This window comes from Actinomadura geliboluensis, assembly GCF_005889745.1.
In the GTDB taxonomy this organism is placed as follows: Bacteria; Actinomycetota; Actinomycetes; order Streptosporangiales; family Streptosporangiaceae; genus Spirillospora; species Spirillospora geliboluensis.
On sequence record NZ_VCKZ01000301.1, the window covers coordinates 1 to 11239 of the forward strand.

Here is an 11239-nt window from a genome sequence, read left to right on the forward strand (position 1 = left end):
AGCCTGGAGGACGAAGCCGGGCGGGACCGGTGGTGCGGGCGGGCGCTCGCGCAGGCGCGCCAGGCCGGACGGGGGAGTCCAGAAGCCGGCGGCCGTCAGCGGTTCGTCCTCGACGTCGAGCGGGTCGGGTTCGGCCGCGGCGCCGCGCCGCAGGCCGGCGAGGAGCCGGTCGCGGCCCCGGCCGTTCCATTGCAGGATGAGGAACGGGTCGTCGTCGAACGCCTCCGCGAGCAGGTACAGGACGGCGGCGGCGTGCTTGCACGGGTCGCCCCAGTCGGGGCAGTCGCACATGAGGTGCAGGTCGGACGCCGAGCCGGGGAAGAGCGCGAGGCCGAGCTCGGCGAACACCCACTCGATCTCCGGCGGCATCTCCCCGGCCAGCAGCCGGGCCCGGAACACCGCGCGGGACGCCAGCTCCCGCTCGACGGCCCGCCAGTCCGCCTCGTCGATCGCGTCGATGCCGAGCGCCACCTCGTAGGGCTCGGGCGCCGAGCCGTGCACCTTCGCGGTGACCTCGTACGGCTCGACGCGCAGGTCGAACACGTTGCCCTTGCGGGCGTAGGTGCGGCCGCGCTGGAGCCGGCCCTTGTCGGCGAACGACTCGACGAGGTCGATGAAGCGCCGCGACCACCACTCGGTGCCGATCGAGCCGCGCTTGTTGCGGGCCCTGATCCCCTCGACGCCCTCGATGCCCCGCACGTCGTCGTCCATCAGTCGCTCACCGCCTCGGGGGACAGCCGCAGCACGTCGCGGAGCTCGGCGACCGACAGCTCGGTGAGCCAGTCCTCGCCGGTGCCGACGATCGACTCGGCGAGGGCCTTCTTGCGCTCGATCATCTCGTCGACGCGCTCCTCCATCGTGCCGACGCAGATGAACTTGCGGACCTGGACGTTGCGCGTCTGGCCGATGCGGAACGCGCGGTCGGTGGCCTGGTCCTCGACGGCGGGGTTCCACCAGCGGTCGACGTGCACGACGTGGTTCGCGGCGGTGAGGGTCAGGCCCGTCCCGGCGGCCTTGAGGGACAGCAGGAACACCGCCGGCTCGGGATCGTGCTGGAAGTGCTGGACGAGGTCGTCGCGGGCCTGCTTGGACGTCCCGCCGTGCAGCCACAGGACGGGGCGTTCGAGGCGCGCGGCGAGGTAGGGCTGGAGCATCGAGCCGAACTCGGCGTACTGGGTGAAGACGAGGGCCTTCTCGCCCTGCTCCATGACCTCGGCGCAGATCTCCTCCAGGCGCTGGAGCTTGCCGGAGCGGCCGGGGAGGCGCGAGCCGTCCTTGAGGAGCTGCGCCGGGTGGTTGCAGACCTGCTTGAGCTTCGCCATCGTCGCGAGGACGAGCCCGCGCCGCTGCTTCTCGTCGGCCTCGGCGATCTGCTGGAGCATGTCGTCGACGGTCGCCCGGTACAGGGACGCCTGCTCGGTGGTGAGGTTGCAGTAGACCTTGATCTCCTGCTTCTCCGGCAGGTCGGAGATGATCGACTTGTCGGTCTTGAGGCGGCGCAGGATGAACGGCTGGGTGGCCCGCTTCAGCGCCAGCGCCGCCTGCTCGTCGCCCTCCCGCTCGATCGGGATCGCGAACCGCCGCCGGAACTCCGCGCGCGGCCCGAGCAGCCCCGGGTTCGCGAACTCCATGATCGACCACAGCTCGGTCAGGTGGTTCTCGACCGGGGTGCCGGTGAGCGCGATCCGGGTGCGCGCCGGGATGCTCCGCACGGCCCGCGCCTGCCGCGTCGCGCTGTTCTTGAGCGCCTGCGCCTCGTCGCAGATCACCCGCTCCCAGTCGATCGCCGCGAGCGCCTCGGCGTCCCGCGCGGCCGTCCCGTAGGTGGTCAGCACCAGGTCGGCGCCCGCGACGGCCTCGGCCAGCTCGTCGCCGCGGTGCCGCCCCGTCCCGTGGTGGACGTGGACGCGCAGCTTGGGGGTGAACCGCGCCGCCTCCCGCTGCCAGTTCCCGACCAGCGACATCGGCCCGATCAAGAGCGTCGGACCCGGGCGGGCGTCCTCCCGCTCGGAGGCAAGAAGCGCCAACGTCTGAGCGGTGTTGTGACAGAGCACACCTTCAGCCACGTAGTTGTGATGCCCAGCGACCTCGAAGTCGTAGACGTAGCCCTCGTAGTCAATGTCCTCCACGGATACGACGGTCGCGTAGAAGACCTCACGGGTGGCGCGCGCGTGGAGGAGGTCGCGGATGGAGCGCAGGCCCTCCTTATCGAGGGTCTCATAGGCGGCGAGGGTCCGGGCCGACCACTTGCTCTTCGGCCGGGAGGCGTATGCGGCCGCCGCCTCTCCAGACAGAATATGGTCCATCGCCTCGACTGCTTGGAGAGCGGTCTCCCGTGACGGTTCCTGAGTTCCGGTGAAGTACGCGCACGCCACGCCGAAGTGCAGCATGGGGAGACCCGTGAGCTCACGAGCAGCGCGGAGGAGGTCGCTGCCGGGGACGCCTTCGGTGTTGGTGTTGGGAATCGTCTCGCAGATTCGGTCGAGCTTGGCCTGCTTGAGCGGGTCGGCGATGCCGACATGCGTTCGGAATCGGCGGAGGCTCGGTCCTCCGATGATGCCCACCTGATAGGGGCGCTTGATACGCGTGCCGTTGGTCGCGCACTTGTATTTGGTGCGCGCGCGCAGCCAGACACCGAACCGGCGCAGCATGGTGGCGAGTTGCCGGATGATGAACACGGACGCCGAGGAGATCTCGATGACGCCTGACTCTTCGAGTACCGCCGACTCGGCGGCGAAATAGTGTCGCAAAAAGAGTGCGACCGTGTCATCGTCGGCGGCGACAATGGCGTCGGGAATCTTCTTGTGCTTGGACACCCGGCCCCACCGGTAGCCCAGTTCGGACTCCACGAACTCGCAGTACGCCTTGCTGCTGAAGCGGAGGTGCGAGCCATGGGTTTCGTCGGCGGGGACGAGCCTGGGATGGTTGACCCGGAGTTGGAACCGTTCACCTATGCGCAGGAGGCGGGTGCGCAGATCGGCCAGTACCCGGACGTCCTTCTGGCTGATGCTTGCGTCGTACCTAGTGGGCTCGCAGCCCTCGGAGATCTGCCAGGCGAGAAACACGGTCAGGTCCTCGTCCAGCGGGTCGCCGTTGTGGTGCAGCCGGGCGGGAACGCAGATCCGGTCGCCGGGGCGCAGATCTCGGGTCCAGCCGTCCACCCCATGTAGACGGTGGCGGCGGGTGATGGTGATTTCGCTGCCGTCGTTCAGCCGGACGCGGCGGAGAGGCTCGCAGATGTGTTGCCGGTACAGCCTGATTACTGGAGCCGTGACGATGCGCCCTGTCGTGTCGACGGAATTGACGATGATGGGCTTCGAGGGTATCGCCCAGGTGCCTTCACCATCGTGTTCTGTGGTTACTGCATAATGGGCCCAAATGTCTTTGGCTTTACTGATGGCGCCATTGGCATAAATGAGATCATCTGGGCTCAGACATTTACCGAGCCCCATCGAGTCTGCGAGAATTCCACCGATTTTGAGATTGTTCATGAAGTGGAGCCAAGAAAGTCCTCGCTCCTGGAATGGGCGCAGCTCTCCGTTGAAATCCCGGGGCGTTGGGACGGGGGTGAGGCGGCGGTCGGCCTCGCCGGAGAGCAGGTCGCCGAGGGGGCCGCCCGCGTCGACCTCGGTGAGCGGCAGCGCGTCGTCGCCCGCGTGGACGATCGCGCGGATCGCCTCGGCGGCGGTCATCCGGCCCCGGCGCGGGTGGCGCAGGAAGTCGAGGGCCGCTTCGAGCTGCCGCTCGTCCAGCTCCACCCACTGGCCGCGCAGGCGGACGAGCGGGGTCTTCAGGCGGGCCAGCTCCTCCAGCTCGGCCTCGTCGATGCTCTCGTCGCCGATGGCGAGGTCCCAGCGGAAGCCGACCATGGCCTTCAGGTCGAAGCCGGAGGGCGCCGCCGCCCCGGCGGTGGCCTCCGGGTCCTCGGTGCGGGTGGTCAGCTTCATGCCGAGCTTCGCCTTGCCCGCCCACTGGGGGAGCAGGACGCCGAAACCGGCGGCGGCGAGCATCGGGGCCGCCTGGCGCAGGAAGCGGAACGCGCCCGCGGTGTCGAGCACGAGCTCGGCCGGCGCGGGGCCGTTCAGCGCGGGCGCCATGTCGGGGAACAGGCGCAGCGCCCGGCCGAGGCCGCCGAGGAGGGTCTCCTCCGCGTCCGGGATCGAGGTGGCCTCGCCGTCCCAGACCAGCGCCGCCGGGACGTAGAGGCTGGGGTCGTCGGTGCCCTGCAGCGCGAACTCGACCCGCCAGGAATCGGAGTCGGGCTTCTCGCGGTCGGCGGCCTCGCCGAACTCCTGCTTCTCCGTGAACTCCGCCGCGCCGGGCTCGGCGAGGCGGAAGCAGACACGCAGCGGGCCGGACGGGCGGCGCGCGGCGGCGGCCCACGCGTCCAGCTCGGCGATCAGGTCGGCGGGGTCGTCGCGCGGTTCGCGGGCGACGGCGGCGGACGGCCCGGTCAGCGCCATCACCCAGCGCTCGGCGAGCGGCAGCCGGTCGGGCTCCTTGCGCCGCGACACCAGCAGCGGATGCGGCACCACGCCCCGGACGGCCGTGTCGACCAGCCCGGACAGCGCCTCCCGCAGCACCTCGGCGGCGGGGCGCCCGCCGTCGGCCGCGCGGCACGCGGCGGGCATGGCGCGCACGAGGTCGCGGAAGCGGGCCGGGTCGTCGATCACCGGGCGCCACCGCGCCACGAGGTCGCCGTCCTCGCGCAGCAGGGCGGGCAGCACGTGGCCGCGCCCGGCGAGGTGGACGGCCTCGTCCGCGAGCAGGCACAGGAACCGCAGGTCGGTGCCGGGGACGACGTCGCCGCTGTGCTCGGCCGCCTGGAGCAGCGCCATCGCGGGGAACGGTTCGAGGACCAGCGCGGGCACCCGCCACGGCCGCAGCTCCGGCTCGTCCCGCACCGGCTCGGGGCCGAGCTCCACCGAGGGCAGCGGATGGTCGCCGTGCGTCGGCAGCGTCATCGCCAGCTCGACGCGGAACCCGGTGCGGACGAGCGGCTCGTACGACGTCCCGGTGAAATCGCAGGTCGCGAAGGGGTGCACGTCCGGTGACGGCTCGTACGGGCCGGTGCGCTCGGCCCACAGGCAGAGCGCACCGCCATGCCAGGTGGCGTGGGCGACGAGCATGGTCACCGAAGCTACCAGCAGCCTCTGACAGCACGACCCGTCACAACCGCCGCACCCGCCGCTGACTAGGCTCGGGGACGTTCACCGCCGGATGCACAGGAGGGTCGCCGTGGGCGAGTTCGTACGGGTCGAGGTCGAGGACGGGGTCGCGACGATCAGGCTGGACCGTCCCAAGATGAACGCCCTGAACGCCCAGATGCAGCGGGAGCTGATCGACGCGGCGCGCCAGGTGTCCGAGGACGCCGAGGTCGGCGCGGTCGTGCTGTACGGCGGGGAGAAGGTGTTCGCGGCCGGGGCGGACATCAAGGAGATGGCGCCCATGTCGTACGCGGAGATGTCGGGCGCGCCGTCCCGCCTCCTGCAGGACTTCACCAGGGAGCTGGCCGCGATCCCGAAGCCGGTCATCGCCGCGATCACCGGGTACGCGCTCGGCGGCGGGCTGGAGGTGGCGCTGACCGCCGACTTCCGCGTCGCGGGCGAGGGCGCCAAGGTGGGGCAGCCGGAGATCCAGCTCGGCATCATCCCCGGCGCGGGCGGCACGCAGCGGCTGTCCCGGCTGATCGGCCCGTCCCGCGCGAAGGACCTGATCTTCTCCGGACGGCACGTCAAGGCGGACGAGGCGCTCGCCCTCGGCCTCGTCGACCGGGTCGTCCCGGACGCCGACGTCTACACCGCCGCGAAGGAATGGGCGGCGACGTTCGCCGGCGGCCCGGCGATCGCGCTGCGCGCCGCCAAGCAGGCCATCGACCGGGGCCTGGAGGTCGACCTCGACACCGGCCTGGAGATCGAGCGGACGCAGTTCGCCGCCCTGTTCGCCACCGACGACCAGGCGAACGGCATGAAGAGCTTTATGGAGGAAGGCCCGGGCAAGGCGAAGTTCACCGGCCGCTGAGCGCGCGCTCCTGGGCGTCCAGTACCTCGTCGGCGTAGCGCTCGGTCCACCGGCCCAGGGCGGACAAGGGCTCGATCAGCCCCCGCCCAGGGCCGGTCAGCTCGTACTCCACACGCGGTGGTGCCTCGGCGTAGCGGCGCCGCACCACCAGGCCGTTCTGCTCCAGGCGCCGCAGTGTCTCGGTCAGGACCTTCTGGCTGATGCCGCCGATGCGCTCCCGCAGCTCGCCCGGACGGCGGGGGCCGTCGCGCAGCGACCAGAGCACCACGCCGGTCCAGGTCCCCGACAGCAGGTCGAGGCCGAGCCGCGTGCGGCAGTCGGCGATGAATTCGTCCATGGTCTCGTCGGCCATCCTGCCCCTCCCGATACGCACCAGATGGTGCCGAACGGACCGCTTAGCGTCCCGTCCGACGGTAATCGAGCGGGAGGTCATCATGCGGATCGGAGTGCTGGGCGCCGGGGACATGGCGGACGCGCTGGCGACGCAGTGGGCGCGTAAGGGGCATGAGGTGCGGATCGGGGCGCGCACGCCCGCGAAGGCGGTGGCGCTGGCGGAGCGGATCGGGAACGGCGCGGCCGGCGGCACCCTGCGGGAGGCGGCGGTGGACGCGGACGCGGTGCTGCTCGCCGTGTGGCACGAGGGCGTCCCCGACGTCCTGCGCGCGGCGGGCCCGCTGGACGGGCGGGTGCTGATCGACTGCACGAACCCGATGGAGCCGCCGTTCGAGCGGCTCAAGACGGCGGGCGGCCCCTCGGCGGCGCGGCGCGTCGCGGACGCCACCGGCGCGCGTGTCGTCAAGGCGTTCAATCTGTGCCACGAGAGCGTGTGGCGGATGGAGCCCCCGGAGTTCGGCGGGCGGCCGCTCGGCGTGCCGCTGTGCGGGGACGACGCGGAGGCGCTCGCCGCGGTCAGGACGCTCGTCGCGGATCTCGGCTGCGTCCCGATGGACGGCGGGAGCCTGGAGCGGGCCGGGCTGCTGGAGGCGGCGGCCGCGTTCGTGGTCGGGCTGTGGGTCGCGGGCGAGGACCCGTCCGCGATGCTGCCGCCGCCCGCGTTCGCCGGCGGCGACCCGCGGCGCACGTCGGTAAGTGAGGGTTAACCGTTACTTCTGTTTTCGAGTGTGCTGCCGGGGTCATTGCGGTTCCGTCGATAGCATCTGCCGCCATGCGACACGCGTACCGAACCGCGCTCGTGACGGGCGCGTCCAGCGGCATCGGGGAGAGCTTCGCGCGGCTGCTGGCCGGCCGCGGCGCCGACCTGGTGATCGTGGCGCGCCGCGCCGAGCTGCTGGACGGGCTGGCCCGCGAGCTGGTCGAGCGGTACCGGGTCGCGGTGGAGGTGGTGGCCGCCGACCTCACCGACCCCGCGCAGCGCGCCGAGGTCGAGGGGAGGCTGCGCGCCGACCCGGTCGAGCTGCTGGTGAACAACGCGGGGTACGGCGCTTTTGGAGCGTTCGCGGAGCTGCCGCTGGACGACCATCTGGCGCAGATCGAGCTGAACGTCACCGCGCTCGTCCGGCTCACGCACGCCGCGCTGCCGGGGATGGTCGAGCGCGGCCGGGGCGGGGTGCTGAACGTCGCCTCGATGTCGGGGTTCGCGCCGTCGCCCGGCAGCGCCACCTACGGGGCCTCCAAGGCGTACGTGGCGTCGTTCTCCGAGAGCCTGCACGCGGAGGTGTCGGGCAAGGGCGTGCACGTGACCGCGCTGTGCCCCGGCTTCACCCGCACCGAGGACGACGTCCCCGCCAACCTGCTGTGGCTGCGCCGGGACGACGTGGCGCGCGCGGGCCTGGACGCGGTGGCCGCCGGGCGCGCGCTGTGCGTCCCCGGCATGCAGTACAAGGCGGCCATGCCGGCGCTGAAGCTCGTGCCAAGACCGCTGCTCAGGGCGGCCGTGAACCGCATGTGGCAGCAGGCCGCCGACACGCGCTGACGCCGCGCCGCTTTGCTCAGGTCTACAAAACTTCCCGTGGGTTGATTGTGGCGGTGCTGACTTGACGGGGGTCACGGCCAATGGCGACGATCGAACCTACGCTTGAGTAGGTTGTGTACGGCCTGCTGGGCGCACCGATCGAGCCGCGGACGCGGCCCGCGTCCGGCAAGTCCACCTCGTCCCAGCGAAGGAACCGCATGTCCGTGACCCCCGCAGAGAAGTTCCAGACCGGCATCCTGCACGACCTCGAGCCGGTGGTCGAGAAGGAACTGAACCGGCACCTCTCGATGGCCAAGGAATGGTTCCCGCACCAGTACGTCCCGTGGGGCCAGGGCCGCGACTACGACGGGCCGCTCGACGGCGAGCCCTGGTCGCTGGAGCAGTCGAAGCTGAGCGTCGAGGCGCGCGAGTCGCTCATCGTCAACCTGCTCACCGAGGACAACCTCCCCGGCTACCACCGCGCCATCGCCACCGTCTACGGCCGCGAGGGCGCCTGGGGCACCTGGGTCAACCGCTGGACGGCCGAGGAGAACCGGCACGGCATCGTCCTGCGCGACTACCTCACCGTGACCCGCGCGGTCGACCCGGTCGCGCTGGAGCGCGCCCGCATGCACCACATGGAGGCCGGCTACGAGGCCGACCACGGCGACTCGTTCCTGCACGGCTCGGCGTACGTGTCGTTCCAGGAGCTGGCCACCCGCGTGTCGCACCGCAACACCGGCAAGGCGTCCGGCGACCCGATCTGCGAGCAGATGATGGCCCGCATCGCCGCGGACGAGAACCTCCACATGATCTTCTACCGGAACCTGATGGCCGCCGCGCTGGAGGCCGCCCCGAACGAGACGATGCGGGCGATCACCGACGTGGTGAAGGGCTTCCAGATGCCCGGCCACAGCATCGACGGCTTCCTCCGCAAGTCCGTGATCATCGCCAACGCCGGCATCTACGACCTGCGGCTGCACCACGACGACGTGCTCGTCCCCGTGCTGCGCAAGTGGGGCGTGTTCGACCGCACCGACCTGTCCGGCGACGGCGAGAAGGCCCGCGAGGAGCTGGGCGAGTTCCTGGAGCAGCTCGACGCCGCCGCCGTCAAGTTCGAGACCCGCCGCGAGGAGCGCCGCGCCCGCCAGGCCGCCCGCAAGGGCTGAGCCCCGGCCCCGGTTCCGACCGCGTTCCGACCGGGTCCCGCGGGAACGCGGCCCCCGTTCCCGGCGTCAAAGCATGCATGGGGACGCATCGGCGACTGGGCGGGTATCGGTTGCTGGGCGAGATCGGCCGGGGGAGCACGGCCGTGGTGTACCTCGCCATGGACTCCGAGGGCCGCGAGGTCGCGGTCAAGGAGCTGATACCCGAACTGACGGGGGTACAGGAGGCGATCGACCGGCTGGCACGGGAGATGCGGGCGCAGGCGCGGGTGCGCAGCGCCCACGTCGCCCGCCTGCTGGACGGGGCGATCACCGCGGAGCGGCCGCACGTGGTCATGGAGTACGTGCCGGGCTGCCCGCTGAACGACCTGATCGCGGCGTACGGGCCGCTGCGCGGCGACCGGCTCGCCCGGTTCGCGCGCCGGCTGGCGCTCGCGCTCGGCGACGTCCACGACGCGGGCGTGCTGCACCGCGACGTGTCGCCGGGCAACGTCATCGTGCTGGGCGACCGGCCCACGCTGATCGACTTCGGGATCGCGCACGAGGCCGGCGCCGAGCAGCTCACCAAGCGCGGGATGGTCGTGGGGACGCCCGCCTACCTGGCCCCGGAGCTGATCGAGGGGGAGCGCGCCACCACCGCGTCGGACGTGTTCTCCTGGGCGGCGACCGTCGCGTACGCGGCGACGGGCCGCCCGCCGTTCGGGCGCGGCTCGCTGCACGGGGTGTGCTTCCGGATCCTGCGCGGCCAGGCCGACCTGGACGGCGTCCCCGCCCCGGTGGCCGGGCTGCTGCGGGCGGCGCTGCGGCGCGATCCGTCCCGGCGCCCGTCCGCGCGCTGGTTCGCGGGCGCGCTCGCGGGGGAACCCGCCGGAAAGCCCGGCAGAGGGCCCGGCAGGGGGCCCGCCGGGCACCGCTCCCGGCGGGGCGGGCCGGTGACCGCCCGTGACGGGGTGGCCGCGTGACGTCGTCGGAAGCCGCCCGTCCGCGGCGTCGAGGGTAGGGTTTCGGAAACGATGAAGGGAGCCGTCACGTCCGGGGACCGAATCGGCCACTACAGCGTCCTGCAGACCCTCGGGGAAGGGGGCATGGGCGTCGTCTACCTCGGCGCCGACGCCGAGGGGCGCAACGTGGCCATCAAGGTGCTGCGGCCCGCGGTCGCGGGCGACGCCACGGCGCGCCGCCGGCTGGCCCGCGAGGTCGACTCGATGCGCAGGGTGCACAGCCCGCACGTCGCGGAGATCCTCGACGCCGACGTGACCGCCGACCAGCCCTACATCGTGACCCAGTACGTCCCCGGCCGGACGCTCGAAGAGGTCGTCGAGGACGCCGGGCCGATCTACGGGCCGGGGCTGCAGCGGCTCGGCGTCGGGCTGGCGGCGGCGCTGTCGGCGATCCACGGCGCCGGGATCGTGCACCGCGACATGAAGCCCGGCAACGTGATGCTCGTGGACGGCGAGCCCGTCGTCATCGACTTCGGCATCGCGCAGGCCGCCGACGCGACCCGGCTCACCGCGACCGGGATGGTCATCGGCACCCCCGGCTACCTCGCCCCGGAGATCATCGAGGGCGAGGACGCGGGCCCGCCGTCGGACGTGCACGCCTGGGCCGGGACCGTGGCCTACGCCGCCACCGGCCGGCCCCCCTTCGGCTCCGGCACCTTCGAATCGATCTTCTACAAGATCATGCAGGGCACGCCCGACCTGGACGGCGTGCCGGACGCGCTGCTCCCGGTGCTGCGGTCGGCGATGGCGCGGCACCCGGCCGAGCGCCCCACCGCCGTGAAGCTGGTGCAGCTCACCCGGCGGATCCACCTCGAAGCCACCATCACCGACCAGACCCGCGTCGACCGACACTACCCGGCTCCGGCCGTGCCGCCGGTCGCGCCGGCGGACGGCACGTCCGTGGACGAGCCGGCGCCCGACCACTCCCGGATGTTCTCGATGCCGGTGACGGGGTCGCCGCCGGACACCTCCCAGGACGTTCCGGCCCCGCCGCCGCCCGCGACGACCCCGGGCGGGAACGCGCTGCCCGCGCCCGCGCCGGCGCCCGTCCCGGCGCAGCCCCGCGACTTCGTCGGCCAGTTGCCGCCCGCCGCGCCGCCGCCACCGCCGCCGGGCCCGCCGCCCGCCCAGTTCAAGGC

Annotated in this window: 9 protein-coding genes and 1 pseudogene; 6 read left to right on the forward strand and 4 right to left on the reverse strand. The window is 72.3% G+C overall.

Going from position 1 to position 11239, the window contains the following annotated elements; all coding sequences use genetic code 11:
* The 3 genes and pseudogenes from ETD96_RS31680 to ETD96_RS47965 form a co-directional block, all read right to left on the reverse strand.
* Positions 1-711: SWIM zinc finger family protein (locus tag ETD96_RS31680; protein ID WP_138640163.1), on the reverse strand; the 711-nt coding region annotated here is incomplete at its 3' end.
* On the reverse strand, positions 711-3692 hold the full coding sequence (locus ETD96_RS46100) for an SNF2-related protein (protein ID WP_338072620.1): 2982 nt from the start codon (positions 3690-3692) through the stop codon (positions 711-713). The genes ETD96_RS46100 and ETD96_RS31680, both read right to left, overlap by 1 nt.
* A pseudogene (locus tag ETD96_RS47965) lies at positions 3678-5129 on the reverse strand (SNF2 helicase-associated domain-containing protein); the annotation flags it as partial. The gene ETD96_RS46100 and the pseudogene ETD96_RS47965, both read right to left, overlap by 15 nt.
* Before the next feature lie 109 nt (positions 5130-5238).
* On the opposite strand from ETD96_RS47965, the gene ETD96_RS31690 reads away from it, so the two are divergent.
* Positions 5239-6021 (forward strand): enoyl-CoA hydratase/isomerase family protein, encoded by a 783-nt coding sequence (locus tag ETD96_RS31690; RefSeq protein WP_138640165.1) that lies wholly within the window; start codon positions 5239-5241, stop codon positions 6019-6021.
* Here the strand turns inward: ETD96_RS31690 and ETD96_RS31695 are convergent.
* On the reverse strand, positions 6008-6373 hold the full coding sequence (locus ETD96_RS31695; RefSeq protein WP_205719542.1) for a winged helix-turn-helix transcriptional regulator: 366 nt from the start codon (positions 6371-6373) through the stop codon (positions 6008-6010). The two genes, ETD96_RS31690 and ETD96_RS31695, sit on opposite strands and share 14 nt — an antisense overlap.
* An 82-nt stretch (positions 6374-6455) precedes the next feature.
* Between ETD96_RS31695 and ETD96_RS31700 the strand changes: the two genes are divergently transcribed.
* The 5 genes from ETD96_RS31700 to ETD96_RS47710 form a co-directional block, all read left to right on the forward strand.
* Positions 6456-7121, forward strand: a complete 666-nt coding sequence (locus ETD96_RS31700) for an NADPH-dependent F420 reductase (protein ID WP_138640166.1) — start codon at positions 6456-6458, stop codon at positions 7119-7121.
* A 65-nt stretch (positions 7122-7186) separates the two neighbouring features.
* The gene (locus ETD96_RS31705; protein ID WP_138640167.1) at positions 7187-7954 is read left to right on the forward strand and encodes an SDR family NAD(P)-dependent oxidoreductase; all 768 of its coding nucleotides are present in this window, start codon (positions 7187-7189) and stop codon (positions 7952-7954) included.
* A 197-nt stretch (positions 7955-8151) separates the two neighbouring features.
* Entirely contained in the window at positions 8152-9102 is a 951-nt protein-coding gene (locus ETD96_RS31710) for an acyl-ACP desaturase (RefSeq protein ID WP_138640168.1), read from the forward strand.
* Positions 9103-9179: 77 nt separating this feature from the next.
* Positions 9180-10061 carry a serine/threonine-protein kinase gene (locus ETD96_RS31715; RefSeq protein ID WP_138640169.1) on the forward strand — a complete coding sequence of 294 codons (882 nt, stop codon included), beginning with the start codon at positions 9180-9182 and terminating at the stop codon, positions 10059-10061.
* Between the two features lie 51 nt (positions 10062-10112).
* The coding region (locus ETD96_RS47710; RefSeq protein WP_138640170.1) for a serine/threonine-protein kinase at positions 10113-11239 on the forward strand (1127 nt) is incomplete at its 3' end.

Bases quoted from the DNA above. Each gene is read 5' to 3' on its own strand.
- ETD96_RS46100 (WP_338072620.1), bottom strand. From the start codon at position 3,692: ATGACCGCCGCCGAGGCGATCCGCGCGATCGTCCACGCGGGCGACGAC.
- ETD96_RS31695 (WP_205719542.1), bottom strand. From the start codon at position 6,373: ATGGCCGACGAGACCATGGACGAATTCATCGCCGACTGCCGCACGCGG.
- ETD96_RS31700 (WP_138640166.1), top strand. From the start codon at position 6,456: ATGCGGATCGGAGTGCTGGGCGCCGGGGACATGGCGGACGCGCTGGCG.
- ETD96_RS31705 (WP_138640167.1), top strand. From the start codon at position 7,187: ATGCGACACGCGTACCGAACCGCGCTCGTGACGGGCGCGTCCAGCGGC.
- ETD96_RS31710 (WP_138640168.1), top strand. From the start codon at position 8,152: ATGTCCGTGACCCCCGCAGAGAAGTTCCAGACCGGCATCCTGCACGAC.
- ETD96_RS31715 (WP_138640169.1), top strand. From the start codon at position 9,180: ATGGGGACGCATCGGCGACTGGGCGGGTATCGGTTGCTGGGCGAGATC.